Below are 22,613 nucleotides of genomic sequence, written 5' to 3' on the forward strand. Positions count from 1 at the left end.
TTCAACAGAGCCGTCTTTCCCTAATCAATCGAGTGAGATCCGGCGTCCAAACATCCCTCTGCTTGCATTCTTCCACCCAAGCCAGCAACAAGGTGTACCGACACTGCCCGTATGAGAGTGTTTCCGAAAGCACTTTACTGTTGATTAGGGACATGAGGGTGGTATTTCGATGTCGCCCTCCAATCGAACCTTCCAAGTCGCCGGTATCGCCGTCGCGGTCCTCCTCCTATGGCTCGCCTCCTACCCGGGGACGGTCGCCTCGCCCTACGTGGCTGAGGACTCCTACCGATACCACCACCAAATCGTCCCGGACACGGCAGCCGAATACAACGAAACCGTCGAGCAGGCACCGACCTACCGCTATAGTGAGCTCTCACCGACTGCCCAAACCTTCGTGGACCGGACGAGAGCAGCTCCGGACAACGAGTATACCCCGGTCGTCTGTCAGGGATTCGTCCTCACCTGTGACGCCTACACCCAAGACGAGCTTTCGGAGGAGTTCACGTACGGTGAGGAACGTGACCTGAGGGAACAGCCGTTGTGATTAAGGACGGTGACGACCAGTTCCTGCTCCAGACTGGGATGGTCGGCCACGGCTGGTTCGACCTCCCATTCCGACTGTTGACGGCGTGGTTGACGATGATCCCACTCGGTATCTTCGTTGGGTGGGTGGCACTGACCTCCGAGCGTGAGGGCATGCGCGCCGGTGCTATCGGGGCTGGAGCCGTCGTCGCCACCGTTGGTTTCGCTGCCCCCTACATCGAGATGGTCGGCGTGCTGCAAGCCAAGACGATCGGGTTCTTACTTTTTGCCGGCGTCTGGATCGGCCTTCTCGGCCTCGGCGGATACCGGCTCGTACAGCGGTTGTGATTACGGCCCCGGACCAAACCGGATGACATCCCTCCCGGTCTCTTCAAGCCGGGCAATCAGAACGAAGACTTGGCCGTCGTAGTCTACGGGAGCAGTAGTATAGTGATAGTGCCGCCATTTATCGAACGCCCGATCGACCGTAGCACGGATGGTATATCGTTCGTCCTCGGCAACAGCTTCAAACGTCCGTTCCGAGTTGGCTGGAATTTCAATGTACTCTCCTCCCGACCCTCCCGAGTCCTTGCTAAGCTCGTACACCAACGCCTCGCTGTCGTTCTCGTCGGGATCAATAACCTCGACATCTACGTTTTGTGGTTCGGGTGTACTATTATTGATTATCAAGTCCAGCATCGGGGTCTCATCTGAAGCGAACGACGTTTGACAGCCGGCAAGTGCGGTTGCGAGCCCGCTCACCCCTATTGTAAGCGCGCCACGACGGGACCAGTTTCGTGTCATACGTCGGCTTCGCCGCGAACGATCTTAAAGCGAATGTTCGAACAAACGACGCCTGTACCAAACGAACCCCCCACAGTGATACGGGTGTACAAGATCTATCGGAGTCGCAATACACCGCTTGTTACCTTTCATCGTGGCGCGTTCCGGTGTCCGCACCGTAACAGAGGCCCACCGACGATACAATACGACGACTAGTCCGTACAGGGCGATGATCACACCCCAGTTGGGCCAGGCTCCCAGGCCAGGATCGACGACCAGCGGCCAGAAGTTCCCGATGCCGTGCAGGAAGGCGACCAGAAACAGGTTGTGTGTTAGGGCGTATATCGTCCCGAAGTTGACATCCTCCCCGCCCTGAAGGGCGAGGATTCCCGCGTTGGGATATTAAGATTCGCGGTTAACAACCTGTTCTCGTGGGGCGAAAACACCCTCACTACGGTCGAACAGGTGAACCGCTGGCTGTGCCAACCAGCCGTTATCCCTATCACCGCCATCTGTGGCGAGACTCGGGAGTACCTTTTGTCGAATGTTCTCCGCACCGTTCACGTCCGCGTTCGCAACCGTATCGCACTTCTCACACACGTACAGACCGCGTTCAACTCGCTGGTTGTCATCTGTGTGGCCGCACGCCGAACACGCCTTCGACGTATCGCGTTCGGACACCAACTCCACGTCGATGCCTTCCGCTTCAGCCTTGTAGTGCAGAAGCGTCGTGAATCGGTCGAACGCCCACCCGTGCAAGTCGAGATTACCGTGGTCGCCCCAATTTCGGGGTTTGCCGTTCTTGTTGCCTTCTCGGATGCCGCCGAGGTCGCCCACGACAAGGGTTCCGACGCCTCGTTCGACGCACTCCTCTACGATTGCTTTCGAGAGTGCGTGCAAGAAGTGCGTCCGGCGACCCGTTCGCTTTCGGTCAAGACGGGTAGCCTCACGGGACGAAGAATCGTCGCACTTGGCTTTCTTCTTCGTGAAGTAGTATTCGTCTTCTTTGAGTGCGCCACCGGGATACAACACGGATTCTCCGCCGAACGAGACGGCGGCGAAGTTGCATATCCCGAGGTCTACACCAGCTACCTCATCGCCCGGTGGTTCCGGGTCGATGGTGGTGCGACAGATGAATTGAAGCCGCCACTCGTCGCGTTTGTAGACGGCTCGAACTTGTTGAATGTCCCACTTGGTCAGGTCAACGTCCGGACGAGTCTGGTACTCGCAGAGGATGAAGTCTGAACGGTGTTCTTTGAGGTTACGGCCTTTCGAGAGGCGGACACGGGTGAACTGTCCGTCGTGCTTGAAACCAGCCGATTTGAACGACACGGTTGAACGTGGGTGAGAGTCTCCGTTTTTGCGGTAGCCGGGCGGTCGGGCACGGTTGTCGCCGTTCCGGCGCTTACCGAACCAGCCGTTGAACGCTTCAGCGAGTTCTTCGAGAACGCGCTGACTGGATTGAGAATGCAAGTCCGTGTAGCGTTTGTGGCCTTTGAGTTCGGCTTTGAGTTCCCCATCATCGGGAATCTCGCCCGTTTCGTCCCACTGTTCTTGTGCGTAGTAGCGACCGACGTTCCAGAGCTTTGAGGCAGCCCATCCGAGTTGGTCGAGGCCGTCACGAACCTGTTGCTGGTTCGTAATCGTAGCCTCGAAGGTTCGGATGGTTCGACCCATTTTCTGGCTTCATAACTGGTTATGCGTACCGTTTTGTTAATGATATCGGTTGGCGTGGCATATCTGGCTGTGCTATCGAACGTAGTCAGTGGAGGGTTTGTCGGCTGTATCCCCGCCCTGAAGGACGGGGTTTTAGCCTTGTAACTTTCATAACGAATACGTCGAAGAACGTGTTGGAATGAAGTTGACACCCAGCGGGCTCCAGTGTGCAGAATGAGTCCTCACGGCTTTTCGGTAAGCGGTTGAATACCACGATTAGCTCCCGAGAGTCATCGCCATGATGTGTTGCTCATTGCCACTCACCAGCGGTCACGGTGAAGCCAACATCCCGAAGTCGATCACCGAGTGGATCACCAATCCCCGAAGCGGGCGTCAGAATGCCACCGTCTAGCGGTGACACCGTCTCACCTCGCAGCAAGCAAATCCCAGCCTCTCCGAGCATCCGGGCGGTTGCGCCATACCCAGGATCCAGTTCGGCTCCGATCTCACTCATGACAGTGAACGGCCCGTCGGTCGTTGTCCCTCGGCCGATGACGCGAATCAAGAAGTGACCTGATTTGATCTCCGCTTCCGAGGGCCCTGTGCCCGGCTCAGGGAACACGAACCGACGCAATCCACGCCGAAGCAGCCGACTCTTCATCGCAGCGGTTCCGACACCCAAGCCGAGTGCGATCCCGCCGGCTGCTGCGGCACCGCCGATCCCAGAACTGGTTGGGATGACCTCTGTACACCGAAACTCTCGGCCCCACGGATACTCCAAGAGGGCATTGCTCCGTCGGATTACCCGTTCGTTGACGGCTGCCATCGGCGAGGGAGCCGTCCATATCGAGCGGATGGAATCTCGCTGTGGTCGTCGTTGTACGCCTGTATCGACACCGCAGCGTTCGCCCGGTGGAGCCAACGAGTACGGATTCGATACTGTTTCTCGGGCAATCGGATCAGTTGCGGCGGCTTCGAATAATTCGGCCGCACTAGCTAAGGTGCCGCCACTCACCTCACCCTTTCCATCTTCGAGATAGATACGAACGAACTCACAAGAGTCTCCAAACTCCTCGATAGCGTACGATTGCAACAGTTTGACCCCGAGGTCGGATGGGATCGAATCGAACCCACAGCTGTGGACAATTTTCACGTCGGCAGCCATAGCATCGTCGTGATAGCGGTCGATCATCTCTCGAACCCAGTTAATCTCCCCGGTGAGATCACAGTAGTCGGTTCCAGCCTCAATGCAGGCTTCGACGAGTGGTGTTCCGTATGTTGTGTAGGGCCCGACTGTCGTACAGACGACCTTCGTTTGGCCGGCTATCCCGCGGAGGCTCGCCGGTTTGGTGGCATCACCGACGACAATGGGGACCTCCTCTCGATCAGACTCATTTGCAAGCCCTTCTGCGAGTCGGCGGAGCTTAGATTCATTTCGACCACCAAGAGCAACAGACAGTTCAGCGGCGGAATAGTGACTGGTGAGATGTTCGGCGACGAGTTGGCCAGCGAATCCGGTGGCTCCCCAGACCACGATATCGTAGTTGGTTGTTGTAGATGACACGGGTTTCTACTACCAATATGACGCAAAGAACCTCAACTGTTTGGGCGAGGCTCTGACCGAAGATAGTGGAACCATCTTATCGGGGTTCTATCAGGAACTGCTGTGTCAGATGTAGATGATGGATTCAGCAGTGCCTACCCGTCCGCTCCCTCCAGCGAACTAGTCGTCTGGTCGGTTTACACAATTACGGCTCTGTTGAAATCCTTCGGAGCTGATAGAAGCTACGTGCGAGATACAGAGCTTATAGTCAGCAAGACGCTGCCACCCAAGACTCCCCTGACGTGAATCACGGTTACAGGCCGGAGTACTCCTATACTGAGATCTGAGCAGGTAGTGTCGATCCAATATAGTCCGCATGTTCGAAGTCACTGGAGACAGAGCCGGTATACATGAATCGTTCCAACTCGCCCGAAGCAGGGTTCATCGACCCGAGTGGCGATAACGCCGAAGATGTCCGGAACCTCGCCGAGGACGTCGTTGATCAGCTCCTCGGACAGCTTGTAGGAGCACAAGACCGGTCGCCGTTGCCAGACGATCCCACCATCCCCGAGGTCAGTATTCCAGTATCTCCGCGGTCCCAGAACGACCTTCTCAGCGATCTCGATATGATCGTTGCCGGATCGATGAACCCCGCCCATCCGGGGTACATCGGCCATATGGATACGATGCCGACGACGGTGTCGGTGCTGGGTAATCTGGTCGCATCGGCGGTCAACAACAATATGCTGAGCGTGGAGATGTCTCCGGTGTTCTCTGAACTCGAGGTCCAGTTGACTGAGACTATCACCAGCGAGTTCGGCCTCGGGCCCGACGCTGGCGGAGTCCTCACCAGCGGCGGTTCTCTTGTGAACCTTCACGCCCTGTCGGTCGCCCGGAACCACGCGTTCGACGTTCACGAGGATGGACTCACCGGGCTGGATCGCGAGCCAGTACTGTTCGCGTCGGAGGTGGCACACACCTCGCTCCAGAAAGCGGCGATGATGCTCGGGCTCGGGACCGATGCCGTCGTCGCTGTCGAGACAGACGCGAACTCTCGAATGAAGCCGAGCGCACTGAAGCGGGCGGTCGAACGGGCTGCACGAGACGGCTACATGCCCTTCTGTGTCGTTGCGACCGCTGGCACGACCACGACCGGGAATATCGATCCGCTACCGGAGCTTGGTGATATCGCCGACGAACACGACTTGTGGTTCCACGTTGATGCGGCCTACGGTGGTGCCCTCGTCTTCTCTGAGGCTGAGCGTGGGCGACTCGATGGAATCGAGATCGCGGACTCAGTCACATTCAATCCCCAGAAGTGGTGTTACGTCGCCAAGACCTGCGCAATGGCACTCTTCACAGATGTTGACGTGTTACAGGAGGACTTTCGCGTGGGGGCGCCGTACATGCGTGGCGACGACGCGGTCCCCAATCTCGGCGAACTCAGCGTTCAGGGCACCCGCCGGGCGGCAGTCCTGAAACTCTGGCTCACCTTCCAGCACCTCGGTCGCGCGGGACTCGAACAGTTGATCGACGAGAGCTACCGACTGACAGCACTGATTCGCAACCATGTCGCCGACCACGACGAGCTGGAACTGGCCAGCGAACCGGAGATGAACCTCGTCTGTTTTCGTGCCGCACCCGATTGGTGTCTACCGGACGAGCGAGACACGCTCAACGGGCGGCTTCAGCGGCAGTTGCTCTCCGAGCAGGACATCTTCGTTTCACTCCCGACGTATCGGGACAATCGGTGGCTCAGAGTCGTTCTGTTGAATCCATTCACCGACGAGACGACTCTCGACCAGCTGTTCGACGGCATTGACGCGTTTCTCGAGGCGGAACGACCGTAGCCTGCTGTCCGTTACTTCGTGACCGATACGCGCGCTGTATGTAGCATTGCATTCGCTAACTAATCAGAGTTTGTCAGTAACGACGTGACCGATACAGAGGATGTAGTCAGCAGTCAGTAACTATTGAGTTCACACTAACTCAGGTGGATCAGCAAGTCACTATCTCCGCGAACTTATTCGGTCTCAGCAATTGTTCGCTCTGTGGCATCGCTACTGCCAGTGTCGGTGGAAATGTGACCAGACAATTCCTCGGTAGCACAACTCGAACAGTAGTAGTTGTGATTCTCAGATACCGTCCACACTGGAATACCAGCGACAACGTATTCTTGCCGATATCGACGGTCAACTCCCGTTCTCAGACCAGATCCACAACTGACACACGACTCATGGCGATTCTCGGATGGCGAAAGGACTCTACTGTCGACAGTCTTGGCCTGACCGAACCGGGAGAGGTTATGACGTCGGTCAAGTCGGCGGCGAAAGCGTGGGTTGACAAAGATACCTGATGTGATGAACAGAAATGCCAATCCAAGAAGTAATAGTGGAACGATCATCTCATTTGTCCCGGCGTGTTGAATGACTCCACCGGTGCCACTCAAGAATGCCGCGGCTCCAAGTCCGATCAAGAGCCATCCGGCAATCCCGTACATCAAATCAGAGACCGTATCTGCGATTTCGACGCTGGAGGGCTTGGCTGACATTTCTGCAACGTTGATTTTGCGTGTAGTCTCCTAAAGATAACGTCTGTTACTGACCAACCCGATCGCAGCATGTCTGAACGAATCCATCTTCGTGATACGTGCGCTCTACTGAATCACCGTGCTATGCAGGGTGCGGATCAATCATTCGCAAACAATATTAGCACCAGGAATTGCAGAAATCGTTGAAACATGCTTCGAATATTAACGAAAATTCACCATTACCGACTCCCAATTCTCGGAGTGTGCGGGGCAACAATGACGATCGTATTTTCTAGCCCAAGCAGTACTCTGAGCACCGTTGGCCCACTCAGTTTAGATATGTTCTGGGTTTCTCTGGTTGTGTCTGGAACATTGATACTGTCTGTACTCGTTCTCGGTGAGTACAACCCAGAAGAATACGGGTTAGAGCCCGAGAAACGAAGCAAGTAGCACTTCTCTACTGACCGATTTGATTCACTGTAATCAGAAGGTGATGAGTGCAAGACACGCGCTGTGTATTCAGCAGACCGATTCTAACAGAATGTCGTTAGATCGCTGAGCGCCTGCTGAATATAGAGGATATAGTCATCACGGGAACTGTGTTATTTTCCCCAAATAAATCCTGAATTAGCCGATAGAATGTGCCTGCGGATTGAGTGCCGAGGATTCTGCCAGATCAGGGAGATATTCCAATAGCTGTGCGAGATTCACAGCACGCATCGGTCACTCAACTTTCTCGACACCGGTAATCTCGAACCGGGCACCACCATCGGCACTGTCGGTCACATGAATCTCCCAGCCGTGAGCCTCTACTATCTGTTTGACAATATTCAGTCCGAAGCCGACTCCCTCTTCGGATGTCGAGTACCCGGTCTCAAACACTTCGTCCCGGTTATCGTCAGAGATGCCGGACCCGTCGTCTTCTATATAAAATCCGGTGTCTACCTCACCAACGGTGATCGTCACGCCTTCGCCACCGTGGTCAACCGCATTTCGGAAAAGATTCTCAAACACCTCTGGTAATCGATCCGCATCTGCTTGTATTGATGATAGCCCCTCAATCTCAAGGGTAGCCTCGGTTGTGGAGGTCGTCTCCCAGCACCGAGCGACAATCGCCTCGAGGTCGACACTAGTCGTTTCACCGACGACTTTTCCTTGTCGAGCCAGCGCTAGTGAGTCCTCTATGAGCGCTTCCATACGTGTCAGGGCCTGTTGAACATCGGTTAGGTGTTCGCTGTCACACTCGCTAGCAGCCAGCTTCGTCCGCCCCTTTGCGACGTTCAACGGACTCCGGAGGTCGTGCGACACGATGCTGGTGAACTCATCGAGCCGGTCACGTTCCCGAACGAGTCGTTGTTCTTGTTGTTTTCGCTGTGTAACGTCACGCATTACCGCAAGAATACCCTCAATCGGGTCGCTGTCAGTGAAGTTCTGCCCACGGCTTTCGATCCACCGCCAGTCCCCATCCACGTCCCGTGCCCGAAACTCAACGGCGACAATCCCGTCGGGTTTGTCCTTCAGTCGAGCAAAGTGATCCATGAGTTTCTCGTGGTCGTCTGGGTGGATCTCTTCGGAGGGGTTCTCGCCAACAACATCCAGTGGCTCCCACTCGAGTAACGGCGACGGTGGGCTTTGGTACTTAACAGTCATCTCCTCGTCCATGATGACCAGCAACTCGGGAGAGTGCCTAACGAGTTGTTCGTACAGTCGGAGTTCCTTTTCTCGTTCTTTCTGAGCGGTGATGTCTTGGATTGCGCCTCGAAGTTTGATTATATCGTCACCGTCATGTATGCGTTCACCAGTAGTACGTACCCACTTTTCATCATTTTCTGCCGTGATCAATCGCAGTTCAAGATCGTACGGCTTGCCGTGGGTGCGGCAGTTTTCGATTGCTGTCTGAATTGTTGATTGGTCGTCAGGATGATAAAATTCGATCGCTGTTTCAACCGATGGGTCGGATTCTTCAGCAGGATCGAGATCGTGGATATTGTATGTTTCCTTCGTCCAACGCTGTTCGCCAGTTTCAAGATCTGCCTCCCACCCACCAACCTTAGCCAGTTGTTGCGTGTGTCGCAGTAGATCTCGGTTTCGTTCAAGCAGTTCCTTACGTTCGCTTCGGTCAGCAATGTCTGTGTAGATAGCAAACCCGCCTGAACCGTCATCATAGACCGCATTTTGGAGGAGGAATTTACGGAGTCCGTCTGTCGTCTGTCGAACCACCTCCCTCGAGTCAAGACTGCCGCCAGATTGGACATGTTCATTGATTTCTACGGCTTCGTCAGTTCGGTTATCAGGGACGATGTGTGTGTCAAGTGAATCGCCGATCATAGTCTCAGATTCGTACCCGAATGCGTTCTCAAATGCCGCATTAACCTGCCTGACGATTGGCTCATCGGCCTCGTACCGAACTTCTACAGCGGTTTGTGAGAGGTGGTCGAAAAGAGTCTTAAATCGCTTCTGCTCTGTTTTGATCTGTTGCTCGGCTTGTACCTTGCCGACAGAATTCAGAATGCGATTGGCCAGTAATTCGTACTGCTCATTTCCAGGCGATTTTTGTAGATAATCAGTGACTCCTGCGGAGATTGCGTCACTGGCGACGGTTTCGCTCCCTTTGCCAGTAAACAGAATAAACGGTAGATCAGGCCACTCCTCACGAACAGCTCGGAGGAACTCAACGCCGTTCTGCCCAGGCATCTCATAGTCGGAAATGACGCAATCAAATGTGGATTCAGCAAGACGATTCAGCCCCTCGCTCGCACTACTTACCGTTTCAGTGTCGAATCGGTCACTCTCTCGTTCAAGAAACGCTGTGGTCATTTCGGCGAAGTCCGGTTGGTCATCAACATGGAGGACACGGATTGTATCCTCGTGCTCTGCTCGGTCAGACATACTCAGAGTCATTTGATTCAGTTATAAAAAGAGTCAGTACAGCAGTTGCGATAACTGACCACATAGATATAGGCATCCTCTGTATCTCGCACACACTTTCTGATAGGGCGTAAGTCAATCAGTGATATGCGTCGGAATGTAAATCACCTGTCTTGACCAATCTACTCCGATCTAATATCGACCCGATTATTCAGTACTATGCCGACACAATCGTCGGATATCAAGCTTGTGTGTGGTGAGGGTTAGATTGAGGATCACGTTTGCCGTCACCACGTGGAAGTCGAATGGTTACGACGGTTCCGGAGCTGTCGGCGTCGAACGAAAGCGTACCGCCGAGTCGGATGACGATCCACTGGACCATCCAGATGCCCAGCCCCCGCCCATGGCGGAGCTGTGACTGTTCGACGGATCCAAGCACAGCGTACTCCTGTTCGGGGATACCTGGTCCTTCGTCTTCGATCGTAATCACAGCGTGTTCGGCGGATGCGCGAACTAAGATCCGAACGGGTGGCTCATCCATCTCGGCGTGTTTCATACCGTTGCTGACGAGTTCAGCCACAACGGTCCGGACGGCCTCACGATTGGTGTACAGCGTCACCGACTCCGCGTCGACGGTCACGGCCCCTCCGAAATCGTCGGCGACCCGATTTCCTACCTCTCGGGTAAGTGCTCCGATTTCGATCCGTTCCCGGTCGATGTGCTCCTGCGAGAGGAGTTGGTCCATCTCGGTGACGGTCTCGCTCGTCGCCGCGAGCTTTCTGGCCGAATTGGCGATCTGGTTACCACGTTCCGGCTGCTCGTCGAGGAGCTCCGCATGGGCACGGATCACGTCCACTTTATTACGGAGGTTGTGACGCAAGAGCCTCACGAGGACGTTTCTCCGTTGCTGGTTGCTCCGCCGTGCTGTAACGTCACGGAAGATGTAGATGTTCCCGGCCGTGTCACCGTTCGATCCCGTCATCGGGCTGTGTGTCACCTCGACCCATCGGCGGCCGTTTTCGGTCGTCAGTTCACGGTCGACAGGAGCATCGTGGAGTTCATCGGGTCCCACCCCGATGAGCGACTCGAAATCACGTCCGAAGGCGTCTCGAGACTGTGTCCCGAGAAACACCCGCCTCGCGGCTTCGTTCGTATAAATAATATTTCCACGCGTGTCCGTTACGATCACGGCTTCCGAAATTTCTCCGAGAACCACGCCGCGGGCCAACCGTGCCTGTTTCGTGGTGTCTTCGGCTGCTTCGGTGAACACGCTTACCGCTAATGGCACTCCAGCGCAGAGAGCGGTGGCCAAGATGAGATTCTGGACGACACTGTCTTGTAGGGGTGTGAGTGACGCCACGAACCCGATTATAACGAGACTGCTACCGCTGATTGGGAGTAGAACGCCTTGCCACAGAGGGACTAATTTACGCTTGAGTGTCGCCTGTGAGAGCAGAAAGGTTCCCGCGACACTCCCGTACGTTGCCGAGACGTTGATGACGGCCGCCGAGGCGTTCTGGATCACTGTCACTGGTAGTTGCGTTGCGAACACCAAGCCGACAGCCGTCCCGGTGCCACCGAACAATCGCCTGCACGTGAGTTCTGGACCGCGACCGGTGTGTTCGACTGCGAACCACAACCAGGCCATCGACGCCCCGAACAGGGCGACTCTCACACCGCTGAACAGCGTCTCGATATCAGCGACTCCCAGACGGACGGCCACGTCAAGGGCGGCGACCACGGCGAGACATCCGGCAGTGATACCGAGACCGGTCGTCCCGAGTTCCGGCCGACGGGCGACGGCCGTGATTCCGGCTGTTACTAGGCCCACGACGAGCAGGGCATCGACCACGGCAAACGGATCAATCATCGCTCCCTCTCAAACCGGTCTTGCGTGCGGGAAGCGCCAAGCGGAGATGCTCCCAAGGGGTTCCGTCGATATCCACGCTTCCGCCAGCATCGGTGGCAATCAACGAGAGCAGCTTTGCTGCGGGATGCTCCGCGGTCGGTTCTGACACTGGATCGGCGTCCTCGTCGCGAGACTCGGTTCGTATATCGACGTATACGACTCCATCGTACCCGTGATCGTCGGCTGCTATGGCGGTCCGTCGTGGACCCAACTGGCGGTTCGATTCGTCCGAATCGGATCCAGTTCTCGACTCGGTGCCCGCGACCGATCCGCTGTTTGCGCCCCGCTCTCCGATGTCGGTCTCAAACGAGATGGTCACCGAACGGTTTCGGATCGTGACAGCGTCGAAAACGGCCGCGAACCCCGCAATCACGAGCGACTGTGGGACTGCAACAGTGTACGACTCGCCAGCTGCCTGGACGGTGTGCTCGTCTGCCTGTATCGAACTGTGCGTCGTGGCGGCCCGCACCCCTGACAGGAGGTCGCTTGAGGCTTCCAAGGAAGTCTCCGCGAGCGCTTGTTTCATTTCTCTTGCACGCTTCCCCACTGCGAGAAGGAGGTCACCACGTGTGCGGATTCGTTCACCCATAGCCTCGGGGTCGCCCCGCGTGTCACTCGGAGCGACTCCGGACGCGTTACGACTGTCCTGTTTTTCAACCGACGATGCGAGCCGTGCGATTTCGTTGAGCTGGCCTCCGATCACTTCGGAGAGAAAGTCGGTCAGCATGCGCGTTTGTCGCTCGCGGAGCCGCTGGTCGGTCGCGTCTCTGAACAGCAGTACCGTGCCGAGGGGAGCGCCGTCGGTATCGCTAATGGTCTCGGAAATGACGGTCAGGACTCCATCGCTCACCCGAATCAGTTGTCGTTCCTCGTGTGCTCGCACCGCATCGTCGAAGATACGTCGGACGGGCCGTCCGACCACGGCCGGTTGCTCGCAGCCGAACGTGTCCTCGGCGGCAGTGTTGAGATCGACCACCCTGTCCTTACGATCAATCGCCACGACCGGTTCCGACAACTCATCGACGATACGACTCTGGACTACCGGGCGGGCAACCGGAAGCTGTTCCAACGGCCGGTACCAGCGCAGCGTGATCAAGAGCCCCCCGCCTGCAAGGAGCAGGACGATAGGAAAGATCCGCTCCGAGTGGGCAAATACCGACGACAGGATCGGAGCCAGGGCCAACACGAGAAGTGACACAGCCGGTAGGAGCCCCTGTCCATACGGCATGGCGTCTCGAGAGATTGCCGCCCAGAGAAGGATGGCGGCAGCGATAGCGTACAGCGGAGTAAGGACTCCGGAGACGAGTCCGATTACGCGCTGAGTGAGGATACCTGCCTGCGATGTCGTCTCGACACCCAGTTCGAACGGGAGGAAACTTACTACCAGCAGTATAATTGGCAGCGATATCAAGAGCGTTCGAACCGACCGCGTGAGCCACTGGCCGCGCCCGGTAAACCTGATAGCGAACAGGAACGCGAAAACAGCGACGAACCCGGAGGTGTTGTACAACGTGACGATCCAAAGTCCCTGATACCGTGCCGGGTAGACGAACATAATTAAGAAAGCGATACTACCGAGCGTGAGCAAACCCCCGACAGTAGCTAGCGCTCTGGCTCCGGGCCTGCTTCGTCGATTCCACGCCGATCGAGTGAGCGCAGTTGCGATCAACAAAGCGGCGGCACCAAGTAGTGAGTGGGAGGAAGAAATCCCGTAAGGTGACATACAGCTACTGATTGGTTGTGATAGGTCGTGGATATAATTTCGGACGCATCATCGGTAATCGGGCGTCGGACGCAAATGGGATGCGATTTTCGGGTGGTTGTATCCGACCCCGTCCCTCGCAGCGACGTGGCTTGAGCGTGCAGTCTTGCAGGCTTCATCTCTCCCGACCGGTGAGACGGTCACAGTCGCTCGGTCGCGGGGGACGCGTTCGGAGACGCGTTGTCCAAGACCGACGAACGGTGTAAGCCGCGCCTGAACTGACGTTCGTGTCATTTGTTGATGAGCCTTCCTGTCACAACGTACACCTACCAACCCGCCACTCCGGCTCAAGCCGTTTTTGAACGCTCAGAACGCGACAGCAGAGAGCAATGGTGGGTCAGACCTAAAGCGGATTCGGCAGATCGAAACGCCGGAGGAGGAGTTCGCCACCAGTCGTGACGACCAGAACACCGAGACACGGTGGCAGCAGTCCAACGACCCACACAAGAAGGGCGAACAGCCCGCCAGACTCACCGCCCACCAAGAGGACAAACTCGCCGAGAGCCCACGTCACGCCGAACAACCAGATGAGCGGCGTCCACATTTTGTGGTTGACCAACAGGTACACCGGAAGCACGAACTGACCCGCGATTACGATTGCAAACACGACCAGCACGGGAACGACGGCGGGCGCATCTCCGACCGGATCGAACGCGAACCGCCAGAACACCAGCCGAACCCCTGCCCATAGACCGAGCATAGTTGTCGCGTATGTCGCTCCACCGCCGACAAGCAGTTGACGTCTCGTCGAGAACCGCCGACCAACAACCGCTAAAGCGACAACCCCAACCGCAACCACCACTGCGACGCCTGTCGTCAGCGTCGGATCGAACGCGTGACGTGGCGTGAGCTGTCCCAGAACTGACCCGTTCCACGCGGGTATCTCCGGCCACAGTGTCGCGTCCGTTCCCATCATCCAGAGTTGCCACAGGAGTAGTGAAACACTCGTCTCTGTGTCCAACCAGTGAGTTCGGTTGGTAAATTCAACGCGCATATTCATCGGATCACTATCCCACCGTTGCCACTATCTCGAGGACGACGGGTGTCAGAATAAGTATTGCAAAAGCGCCGAAAATTAACCCGAATAGCAACAGAAATCCTCCTCGACCGGCTTTCCTCAACGCGGTGTTTCCTGAATCGTCGTTCATCACCGTGAGGTGAGCTTCCTCGGACATCATAACTGCATCCACATCTGTGACTGCTTTCGCTGGTACTGGGGTAGCTTTCCCAACAACCGTGATTTTCTCGCCAACGCCGAGCGTTCCTTCACTCACCTCGATGGGTTTCGTGGTGTCGCCCAAGACCGATGTGTATACTGATGGTTCCACCTCCAGCCTGTCATCAGCAAGTTTTTGTTCGATTGACTTTTTTGTACTTGGTGTTTTCATCGTAGTATTCAGCGACAAGCTCTCTTTGTCGGGATCAACGAGGATATCGGTGACTCCGTCAGAAATAATGAATGACTTATAATTAGTGGCAGAGTCAATTCGTGTCCGACCGCTATCCTGTACTACTTTGCGGATATCATACTCGTAAGCGACGCACTCATCACATAGTATCGGTGACACAAATGCATCGTCAGGCTGGGCTGGACGAGCGCGACCCTGGATTTGAACCAATTCACTGGCTCCGATAGCCTCATCGATTGGCATTGAATCCGTGGCTTCTATACCCCACCAATCTTTTATCGCTTTGACCCCGCTGGTCGTCGCGTACAATGCTGCCCAAGCCGCTACGGTTCCAGCCAACAGCTTAGGCAAAAATCCATCAACGGTCAGTACAGCCTCCCCAGACAACGATATAAACGCAAGGAAACGTCCCACAAATATATTCCATGCTTCTGTACCCAGCCAAATGGACATATCGATTGGGCACTTATCGGGTTGTCATCCGTTCTACTCGCTGACTGAACAGGGAGCAATATTCTCGTACACTGATGCGAACACCTGCAGTGTGAGTACTCGGAATCCTGAGCCGAGTGATTACTAACTAAGTTTTCCGTGTCGGCTACGACGGTGCTGACAGGAAACATACACATTTGTTGCCCTCATGCGAGATACGCGCGTTGGGCCTTGTTTAGACGCGGTGTCGATCGGACGAAACGGTCGGTATCCGAAGCACGGAGTTGGACAGAGAGGCTGTCGTAGACTGATTCTGTTCAGCCAACACGCACGCTAACTCACGTAACCGAGAGCGTCTAAACAAGGCTGCAGGCGACAATAACAGCGAACACCCAGGTTCATAACTATATCGGATCAATACTCCGCGATCGGGAACTACTGGGAGAGGGAGTCTTTCTATCGATTGAGCGGATTGCCGCTAACGAAATAGAAGGTGACGTACAGGAAGAGGAGTTTGAGCGAGCAGTACCGATTGCAACGGTCGTGAAGCAACGATATGTATATGATGAGGATGGGGAGTTAGTCACGCGGAATCCAGTCGATCTCAGCACGCTACGCGAACCGCTGCCTCGGACCGTTGGCGCTGAGGTGTCGTTTGAGTCGGATCGGTACACAGCCGTTCTCCCGGTCGTCGTTCACAGATACCGGGAGCGTCCCGATCACGGATGAGTACATTTACTGAGATAGCCAAAGTCAGACTGACGGTTTCGTTTTCGAGGCGCGTATCCTATAGTGCCTGATCACGGCTACGTGCGAGATACGCGCATTCCATCTTGTATACCAGGACGAATACCACTCTTCTCTGGTAGTTTCTTCATCGATCAGTTCGCAGGTCTACTGAACAGCTGGTTCGCTGACTTCAGCGTGAAAGAAATGGGGATGTCGTGCTGAACTCACCCTCTGAGTCGGTCACACCGTTACTGACAGACTGTGAATAGGTAGAAGAGCGAACAGAGCGACTCTCTCCGACTCCTCAGTTACCTAATCTCGGGAAGTGTATACTACGAGTTCCACGTTATAGCCTGCGTTGAGGCAGTCAAACACTAACTGATTCGGACTTGAAGTACCTGTATGGTCTCCATCCCGCGACTCGCAGTTTCCCCTTTCAACTGCCTTACCCAACTCCCACGTGGCGGAGATCGTGACGTTGGTGCGGGGTACGTGATGGCACTGACGGCAGTCGGCGTCACAACTCTCTACTATCTCTTTGTCGGGGTTGGGATCCTACTGATTGGGGTGGGTTTTGGTGGTGAGTCGTTCTTCACCAACGCTGCAGTCGGGCTCCTGTCCGGTGCTCTCAGTCTTTCCGCCGTCGTCGCCCCACTGTTGTTTGTCACCGGTATCGTGGCCTGGCGAGTCGTCCCCCCGTCACAGCGCTATAGTGGTGCGATAGGTGGTCTGCTGGCGATGGCGTTGGCCTATCTCGTCGCCGGCGCATTGGTAGTTGGACTCGCCGCGGTCTCCGCCGTCGCCACCGGCAGTCCCCTCGTCGACTCCGTCATCGGCAGCAGTAGTATCATTGTTGTTGCGTTCCTCGCTTCGTCGTGGATTGCGTTGCCGGCCAGCATCCTCACTGGGACGCTATACGAACGCGCTCGCTCGGCTGCCAAGTGAACTCTGTTCGGAACCCCGAGTGTAACGGAGGGAATTTTTGTCGGTGACCCTCACTGCCCTGTATGGTCGTTCCATTGGAGATGGGGTGGCGGCACCTGTTGTTTGAGAATTGGCCGGTCGATCCGGAACTGATGGACGCCCATCTCCCGGCGTCACTCACCGCAGACTGCCACGACGGGAGCGCGTGGCTCTCGGTGATCCCGTTCACGAACGTTGCTGTCCGACCAAAAGGCGTCCCGCGACCGCTCGGCGTGCAGCTCCCAGAGATCAACGTCCGGACGTACGTCACCCACGACGGCGTGCCAAGCGTCTACTTCTTCAGCCTCGACGCACAGGGACTCACCAGCGTTACCGGCGCCCGGCTGTTCCATCACCTGCCGTATTACTACGCCCGAATCTCGCTTGAGATGAACGACGGCCGGGTCCGGTTCGAGAGCCGGCGCCACCATCCTGGTGCCCGCCCCGGCCGCTACGAGGGCACCTACTGGCCGACCGGCGAACCGTTCGACGCGCCCACCAACCCGCTGGCGGAGTTCCTCGTCGAGCGTTACCGATTCTACACCGAAGCGCCTGACGGGTCTCTCCGCTACACTGATGTCGATCACAACACATGGACGCTGTACCCGGCCGACGCAACCGTCGAAACCGATACACTATTGCGGGCCGGTGGCTTCGCCCGCCCAGACACAGAACCGGTGTACTACTACAGTCCTGGGCTCGATGTCATCGCGTCTCCAAGCAAACGACTGCGAGCGGACACAGGATGACCGCTGAGACAGACGCCGATACGAGGAACAGAAATCAAGAGCCTTGTTTAGACGCGGTGGAGATCGTCCGCTACGGCCGATGTCTACACAGCGAGAGCTGGTCGAGAGGCGCTCAGGGACTGGTTCTGTTCGCCCTGCGTAGCCACTAACCGAGGCGTTCAGGAGCGTCTAAACAAGGCCGAAATCAAGCATGTAGCCAACGCAGTGCCACATACAAGACGCATATTTCAGCACACCGCACACCGAGAAGGGGATCACCTGATTCAGTCAGTACATCCTGTGTATCGAACGATTCAGTGTATCACTGCTCGCCAGAAAGTCCGTGACCGATACGCGCGTTGTATCTCGCACGACTATCGGGACATTTCGTTGAGCTGGTAGAATCTTCAACGCTCGATACGCAGTTCTCATCGACTGGCGGTTTCAGGCGATAACATATCTGAAGAATAGGATTTCAACAGAGCCACAATTACCGGTATATTGTAGTGAGACAGTCTCTAACAGTAGTTATACTCATGAACAGGACGGCTGTTGCCATCGGGGCCGCAGAAGTCCTCGGGGCGGTCGCCCTTGTCATTACGACGTTCACGGTTCCCGCTTTTGCCGATATGGCGCTCGCTTGGCGGATTCTCGCCGTGTTCATGGCCACCGAAGGTGGTAACAGGCTATCGAATGCCCTGAACGTCTGAATTACTGGTACGGAGAGTATTCCTCCATCGTTTACCGACAGTTCAGCGCTGACTAGCGCCCTGTATTCAGCACGGCTCTAAGAGCATATCACCGGTTGAAGATTGCAACAGACCAAGGCAGGGGTAATTAATAGCGATTAGAGAACCGGGCTCAAAGGAGGGCCGAAGCGATAGGGGGGCAAGCAACCGATGGGATCGAGCGGGGAGATCGATCCAACCGGGGCAAGAGTTTGGAGGGGGGCTACCAAGCAACCGGATACTGTGACAACCGCCTCCGGTCGGCGGCTATGTACTCCTTGAGGCGGAAGTATCAAGAAGGGTATTCCACTGTCTCAGTCTGAGAAACACCGCGACGTCTCTCACCACTGAGGCTTCTCTACTGAATGATTCCGACCAGCCGGTGAATCACCTCGGGGTCAAGCCCCATGGTATTCGTCTCAACCGCCGATAAGACTCGTCGTGTCGGGAGTGTTAAGTTGCGTCCAAATGACTCCCCAGCGGATGGTCCCCGAGCTGGTGGTCGACGCCCGCGAAGTGTACTCGTTGCTCGACGACGAGTACGCCAGGCGGATCCTCATCGAGACATATGAGGAGACGCGCTCGGCGAGTGCGCTCTGTGACGCCTGTGACGCGTCAGAGGCGACGGTATATCGGCGGCTCGAACGGCTCCAACAGCAGGATCTCGTCGAGAGCGTCCAAGAGATCGACCCCGACGAGGGGCCTCACGAAGTGTACGCCGCACGGCTCGATCACGTCTCGATCGATCTGACCGCAGCGGGCTTCGAGGTCGACGTCGAGTACGTCGACGAAACGGCCGCCGACCGACTGACCAGACTGTACGAGGAACTCTCCGGATGATGCTGTTCCGTCTCACCGTGGCACGACTGGCCGAAGCCGAACAGTCGGCGCTTCCCTTACAAGTGGAGGTCGTCGGCGACAACGCCGCGTTAGCGGCCGTCACGATCGCCGCGTTCTTCCTCTCCGTCGTCCTCGCGGTGTTTGTCACGTACCGCTTCGCACGCGGGTACCTACGGACGCGTCGGCGTCCGCTGTTGTATCTCACAATCGGACTGCTGTTGTTAGCTCCGCTCCCGATGTTCCTTCGGTTGGCGTTCGGCAACGTGGACTCGGTGACGGGTACCGAACGGACGATTCTGGTGACGGCGAGCAAGTTCTGCGGGCTGCTCGTCATCCTCGGGGTGGTATACCGATGACGTTGCCCGTGATCGCGACGGCGGGCGGGATTGCGACCGCCTGTCTCGGAGCGTACGTCGGGTATCTCGCGTACGACGGTCACCGGCGCAACGAGAGCCAGACGATGCTGTTGCTGGCAGTTGGCGTCGTCTGCATCGCCGTGGTACCGTACGGGATCAGTTACGTCCTGACACCCCTGCTTTCGCTCTCGGACGCGGTGACCGTCCTCGGTGTCACGGTGGCCCACCTGGCGGGACTCGGAGCGTTGGCACGGTCGGTGACGTCGTAACGTCTGGGGCTTGGGGTACCAGTTTTCGTATTTATATTTTTGGGAGCGTTGCCCGCGCTGTAGCGCTCAGTATTTTATACGTGGGTCTCGCCACAAGGTAGAGTCGCAACATGAGCGAACCCGCTTGGTCCCCAAGTTCACCGATCGACGCGCTCGCACAGTTCGTCGGTGTGCCGTTTCAGCGGCAGACGTATCGCAACCTCGCGTACCTCCTGTTAGCGTTCCCGCTCGGGATCGCGTACTTCACGGTGATCACGACCGGGCTCTCGACCGGTCTCAGTCTCGTGGTGACGCTAATCGGCATCCCGATCATCGTCGCGACGCTCGTGGTGACGCTCGGCATCGGCTCCTTCGAGGCCCACTTGGCCGAATGGCTCCTCGACGTGGAGGTCAATCGGTCGGCGCCGAACGTCGAGTTAGATTTCGGATCGGTCGACGAGGTCATCGAGACGACGAAACGCGTCGTCACGACCCCGGCGACGTGGACCGGGCTGCTACTCGTCGGGCTGAAGTTCGTGTTCGGCGTCGTCGCCTTCACGGCCGTCGTCACTGCGGGTGCGATATCGGTGACGCTACTGTCGCTCCCGATACTGTACGACGCGCCGGGCATGACCTACACGCTCGGACCGTACGTCGTCGATACGCTCGGCGAAGCGGTGGTCGGCGCGGGCTGTGGCGTCGTTCTCGTCATCGTATCGCTCCACCTGCTCAACGGGCTGGCCCGGTTCGGCGGCTTCCTCACGAACGCGCTACTCGGGGGTTCGAAGACGTCGGTGACAGCTGGTGCCGATGCTTGACCGCAACACGGTAGACGCCGATACCTCTCGGCGGAGAGTGCTCGGCGTGGCCGGCGCCGCAATCGCGAGCACGCTCGCCGGCTGCGGGTCGGTCGTCCGGATCGAACGCGACGGAACGACCGACGAGCGGACGGTCGACCCGCCGACGGACGCGACGCTCGCGGTAGTCGATGCGACGGACGCGATCGCCTTCACGGCCGAACCGCGCGATGACGTCAAGATCATCGCCGAGAAGGAGGCGTTTGGTGGCGTTTCGCTCGACGAACTGACGGTCGACGTGGAAACGACTGCTGACCGCGTCGAGATCACTACTGACAAGCCGGACGTTATCGGTCTCGGCGGAGCAAGCGTGTCTTTGGAACTGTATGTGCCCGAGGAGATGGCTGTTGATCGGCTCCAGACCGCTGACGGGGCGGTGACGGCACAGGGAGTCCCGGACGGTGCCGCGCTCCGCACCCGAGACGGCGCGATTCAGATCACTGACGCTCGGGGCGACGTCACAGCAGAGACGAGCGACGGAGACATCTCCGTCGACGGGACGGACGGTACGCTCTCGGCGGCCACGCAGGACGGGTCGATACAGGTGCGGGACCCGGCGCGTGTCGGCGAGATCAGCACCCGAGACGGGAACGTTGCGACTGACGTCCCGGCTGTGGCCGATGACGCCGAGGTCGTGTCGTCGGACGGCAACTTGGTCCTGCGGATAGGAGAGACGCTCGATACGGTACTCACGGCAGCCACGGCCGACGGTGAAATACTCGTCAGCGACGTGACCTCCGGGGTGCAGATCCGGAGTCAGACGGAGTCCCAACTGGAGGCGGTCGTCGGCGACGGTACCACGCCGCTACGGGCGCATACCAACGACGGAGACGTCTTGCTTCGGGCCTGACCAGCGCCGGAGCGGTTCTCCCCGACGACAAGACGGGATTTATACACGATGACACACCAAACGTTCCGTTGATGGCTCTCTCGGACCCGGTATCGGACGTCTCGACCACCCTCCCCTCAGTTCGACAGGTGGTGTTAGTTCCGTTTCGACGCCGGACGTATGGGGTGATATTGTATCTCGCCCTCGCGTTCCCGCTCGGAATCGGGTACTTCGTTGGCACCGTTGTCGGGCTGTCACTCGGAATCAGCCTGTCAGTGCTCTTGATCGGCCTGCCGATTCTCGCAGCGACGTTAGGCGGTGTCGTGGTTGTCGCCGCCGCCGAACGTGTTGTAGCGCGGCGGTTGCTCGGCGCCGATATCCCTGCCCCGTCGTGGGGGCTTTCGGAAGCGTCTCGACTGCGTGACCAGGTACTGACGGTGCTGACGAATCCCGTTTTGTGGGGGTCGCTTATTTTCGTACTCTCGAAGCTGGCTATCGGTGTCGCCGCTTTCACGGTCATCGTGGTCGTCCTTTCCGTCGGACTGTCGCTGCTCGGAGCCCCGCTGTACTACGATATGCCCGGTACCTCAGTCGGAGTCTTCCTGCCTGAACCGATTCAGCGGGAACTCTCGCTCGTCGTCCCTTGGGAACAGTTCGAGGTCGGGATCTCGTTCATCGTTCGTCTCACGTCGTGGGAAGTTTCGACGCTTCCGGGAGCACTACTGCTGTCGGTACTCGGGGTATTCGTTCTGCTGCTCGGGATGAATATCCTAACCGCAGGGGGGTGGATCTGCGCACGCTGGGCAGAGTTAACGCTCAGTCCCGGGAAAACAGCGAGATAACTCTCGGCGTGCGGGCGTTCACAGCGACCTTGCAGTTGGCAATAGTTTTGTGTACCGAGCGAACATATTGCCTAAATTG

20 protein-coding genes are annotated in these 22,613 nt (G+C 57.1%); 12 read left to right on the forward strand and 8 right to left on the reverse strand.

What is annotated here, in order from left to right:
* The first annotated feature begins 169 nt into the window (after window positions 1–169).
* Both DJ75_RS10620 and DJ75_RS10625 read left to right on the forward strand, forming a co-directional pair.
* Entirely contained in the window at window positions 170–544 is a 375-nt protein-coding gene (locus tag DJ75_RS10620) for a hypothetical protein (RefSeq protein WP_094524430.1), read from the forward strand.
* Window positions 541–870 (forward strand): hypothetical protein, encoded by a 330-nt coding sequence (locus DJ75_RS10625; protein WP_094524431.1) that lies wholly within the window; start codon window positions 541–543, stop codon window positions 868–870. Before DJ75_RS10620 ends, DJ75_RS10625 begins: the two co-directional genes overlap by 4 nt.
* Here DJ75_RS10625 and DJ75_RS10630 read toward each other — a convergent pair whose 3' ends face one another.
* The 3 genes from DJ75_RS10630 to DJ75_RS10640 all read right to left on the reverse strand — a co-directional run bounded on the left by DJ75_RS10630 (window position 871) and on the right by DJ75_RS10640 (window position 4,525).
* Window positions 871–1,326: a hypothetical protein gene (locus tag DJ75_RS10630; protein ID WP_141212014.1), complete on the reverse strand. Its 456-nt coding sequence runs from the start codon at window positions 1,324–1,326 to the stop codon at window positions 871–873.
* A gap of 381 nt (window positions 1,327–1,707) precedes the next feature.
* Complete coding sequence (locus tag DJ75_RS10635; protein WP_094524433.1) at window positions 1,708–2,982, reverse strand: RNA-guided endonuclease TnpB family protein; 1,275 nt, start codon at window positions 2,980–2,982, stop codon at window positions 1,708–1,710.
* Between the two features lie 289 nt (window positions 2,983–3,271).
* The gene (locus tag DJ75_RS10640; protein WP_094524434.1) at window positions 3,272–4,525 is read right to left on the reverse strand and encodes a trans-acting enoyl reductase family protein; all 1,254 of its coding nucleotides are present in this window, start codon (window positions 4,523–4,525) and stop codon (window positions 3,272–3,274) included.
* A gap of 389 nt (window positions 4,526–4,914) precedes the next feature.
* Here DJ75_RS10640 and DJ75_RS10645 point away from each other — a divergent pair, with 389 nt between their 5' ends.
* A complete protein-coding gene (locus tag DJ75_RS10645; protein WP_094524435.1) occupies window positions 4,915–6,354 on the forward strand; it encodes a pyridoxal-dependent decarboxylase in 1,440 nt (479 codons plus the stop codon).
* A 1,403-nt stretch (window positions 6,355–7,757) separates the two neighbouring features.
* Here the strand turns inward: DJ75_RS10645 and DJ75_RS10650 are convergent.
* From DJ75_RS10650 to DJ75_RS18250, 5 genes are all read right to left on the reverse strand, one after another.
* Window positions 7,758–9,923, reverse strand: a complete 2,166-nt coding sequence (locus DJ75_RS10650; protein WP_094524436.1) for a PAS domain S-box protein — start codon at window positions 9,921–9,923, stop codon at window positions 7,758–7,760.
* Window positions 9,924–10,143: 220 nt separating this feature from the next.
* Complete coding sequence (locus DJ75_RS10655) at window positions 10,144–11,754, reverse strand: sensor histidine kinase (RefSeq protein WP_176451438.1); 1,611 nt, start codon at window positions 11,752–11,754, stop codon at window positions 10,144–10,146.
* A gap of 10 nt (window positions 11,755–11,764) precedes the next feature.
* Window positions 11,765–13,534 (reverse strand): histidine kinase N-terminal 7TM domain-containing protein, encoded by a 1,770-nt coding sequence (locus DJ75_RS10660; RefSeq protein WP_094524438.1) that lies wholly within the window; start codon window positions 13,532–13,534, stop codon window positions 11,765–11,767.
* Window positions 13,535–13,916: 382 nt separating this feature from the next.
* A complete protein-coding gene (locus DJ75_RS18245; RefSeq protein WP_141212015.1) occupies window positions 13,917–14,486 on the reverse strand; it encodes a hypothetical protein in 570 nt (189 codons plus the stop codon).
* A gap of 94 nt (window positions 14,487–14,580) precedes the next feature.
* Window positions 14,581–15,435 (reverse strand): hypothetical protein, encoded by an 855-nt coding sequence (locus tag DJ75_RS18250; RefSeq protein WP_141212016.1) that lies wholly within the window; start codon window positions 15,433–15,435, stop codon window positions 14,581–14,583.
* A 1,203-nt stretch (window positions 15,436–16,638) separates the two neighbouring features.
* On the opposite strand from DJ75_RS18250, the gene DJ75_RS10670 reads away from it, so the two are divergent.
* From DJ75_RS10670 to DJ75_RS10705, 9 genes are all read left to right on the forward strand, one after another.
* Complete coding sequence (locus DJ75_RS10670; RefSeq protein WP_094524440.1) at window positions 16,639–17,088, forward strand: hypothetical protein; 450 nt, start codon at window positions 16,639–16,641, stop codon at window positions 17,086–17,088.
* 62 nt (window positions 17,089–17,150) lie between these two features.
* The gene (locus tag DJ75_RS10675; RefSeq protein WP_094524441.1) at window positions 17,151–17,855 is read left to right on the forward strand and encodes a YqjF family protein; all 705 of its coding nucleotides are present in this window, start codon (window positions 17,151–17,153) and stop codon (window positions 17,853–17,855) included.
* Between the two features lie 515 nt (window positions 17,856–18,370).
* Window positions 18,371–18,544, forward strand: a complete 174-nt coding sequence (locus DJ75_RS18645) for a hypothetical protein (RefSeq protein WP_158217290.1) — start codon at window positions 18,371–18,373, stop codon at window positions 18,542–18,544.
* A 501-nt stretch (window positions 18,545–19,045) separates the two neighbouring features.
* Complete coding sequence (locus DJ75_RS10680) at window positions 19,046–19,402, forward strand: helix-turn-helix domain-containing protein (protein ID WP_094524442.1); 357 nt, start codon at window positions 19,046–19,048, stop codon at window positions 19,400–19,402.
* Complete coding sequence (locus DJ75_RS10685) at window positions 19,399–19,758, forward strand: hypothetical protein (RefSeq protein ID WP_241881456.1); 360 nt, start codon at window positions 19,399–19,401, stop codon at window positions 19,756–19,758. Before DJ75_RS10680 ends, DJ75_RS10685 begins: the two co-directional genes overlap by 4 nt.
* Window positions 19,755–20,027 carry a hypothetical protein gene (locus tag DJ75_RS10690; RefSeq protein WP_094524443.1) on the forward strand — a complete coding sequence of 91 codons (273 nt, stop codon included), beginning with the start codon at window positions 19,755–19,757 and terminating at the stop codon, window positions 20,025–20,027. Before DJ75_RS10685 ends, DJ75_RS10690 begins: the two co-directional genes overlap by 4 nt.
* 110 nt (window positions 20,028–20,137) lie before the next feature.
* The gene (locus tag DJ75_RS10695) at window positions 20,138–20,824 is read left to right on the forward strand and encodes a sensor domain-containing protein (RefSeq protein WP_176451440.1); all 687 of its coding nucleotides are present in this window, start codon (window positions 20,138–20,140) and stop codon (window positions 20,822–20,824) included.
* A 46-nt stretch (window positions 20,825–20,870) separates the two neighbouring features.
* Window positions 20,871–21,713 (forward strand): DUF4097 family beta strand repeat-containing protein, encoded by an 843-nt coding sequence (locus DJ75_RS10700; protein WP_254921955.1) that lies wholly within the window; start codon window positions 20,871–20,873, stop codon window positions 21,711–21,713.
* Between the two features lie 71 nt (window positions 21,714–21,784).
* Window positions 21,785–22,534, forward strand: a complete 750-nt coding sequence (locus DJ75_RS10705) for a sensor domain-containing protein (RefSeq protein WP_094524446.1) — start codon at window positions 21,785–21,787, stop codon at window positions 22,532–22,534.
* Window positions 22,535–22,613 lie beyond the last annotated feature (79 nt).

Source organism: Halorubrum sp. Eb13, from assembly GCF_002252895.1.
Lineage (GTDB): Archaea > Halobacteriota > Halobacteria > Halobacteriales > Haloferacaceae > Halorubrum.

What these genes read in the sequence shown, in the direction of transcription:
- DJ75_RS10620 (WP_094524430.1), top strand. Translation starts at nt 170, where the DNA reads ATGTCGCCCTCCAATCGAACCTTCCAAGTCGCCGGTATCGCCGTCGCG.
- DJ75_RS10630 (WP_141212014.1), bottom strand. Translation starts at nt 1,326, where the DNA reads ATGACACGAAACTGGTCCCGTCGTGGCGCGCTTACAATAGGGGTGAGC.
- DJ75_RS10635 (WP_094524433.1), bottom strand. Translation starts at nt 2,982, where the DNA reads ATGGGTCGAACCATCCGAACCTTCGAGGCTACGATTACGAACCAGCAA.
- DJ75_RS10645 (WP_094524435.1), top strand. Translation starts at nt 4,915, where the DNA reads ATGAATCGTTCCAACTCGCCCGAAGCAGGGTTCATCGACCCGAGTGGC.
- DJ75_RS10650 (WP_094524436.1), bottom strand. Translation starts at nt 9,923, where the DNA reads ATGTCTGACCGAGCAGAGCACGAGGATACAATCCGTGTCCTCCATGTT.
- DJ75_RS10660 (WP_094524438.1), bottom strand. Translation starts at nt 13,534, where the DNA reads ATGTCACCTTACGGGATTTCTTCCTCCCACTCACTACTTGGTGCCGCC.
- DJ75_RS18245 (WP_141212015.1), bottom strand. Translation starts at nt 14,486, where the DNA reads ATGGGAACGGACGCGACACTGTGGCCGGAGATACCCGCGTGGAACGGG.
- DJ75_RS18250 (WP_141212016.1), bottom strand. Translation starts at nt 15,435, where the DNA reads ATGTCCATTTGGCTGGGTACAGAAGCATGGAATATATTTGTGGGACGT.
- DJ75_RS10670 (WP_094524440.1), top strand. Translation starts at nt 16,639, where the DNA reads ATGGCACTGACGGCAGTCGGCGTCACAACTCTCTACTATCTCTTTGTC.
- DJ75_RS10675 (WP_094524441.1), top strand. Translation starts at nt 17,151, where the DNA reads ATGGTCGTTCCATTGGAGATGGGGTGGCGGCACCTGTTGTTTGAGAAT.
- DJ75_RS18645 (WP_158217290.1), top strand. Translation starts at nt 18,371, where the DNA reads ATGAACAGGACGGCTGTTGCCATCGGGGCCGCAGAAGTCCTCGGGGCG.
- DJ75_RS10680 (WP_094524442.1), top strand. Translation starts at nt 19,046, where the DNA reads ATGGTCCCCGAGCTGGTGGTCGACGCCCGCGAAGTGTACTCGTTGCTC.
- DJ75_RS10685 (WP_241881456.1), top strand. Translation starts at nt 19,399, where the DNA reads ATGATGCTGTTCCGTCTCACCGTGGCACGACTGGCCGAAGCCGAACAG.
- DJ75_RS10690 (WP_094524443.1), top strand. Translation starts at nt 19,755, where the DNA reads ATGACGTTGCCCGTGATCGCGACGGCGGGCGGGATTGCGACCGCCTGT.
- DJ75_RS10695 (WP_176451440.1), top strand. Translation starts at nt 20,138, where the DNA reads ATGAGCGAACCCGCTTGGTCCCCAAGTTCACCGATCGACGCGCTCGCA.
- DJ75_RS10705 (WP_094524446.1), top strand. Translation starts at nt 21,785, where the DNA reads ATGGCTCTCTCGGACCCGGTATCGGACGTCTCGACCACCCTCCCCTCA.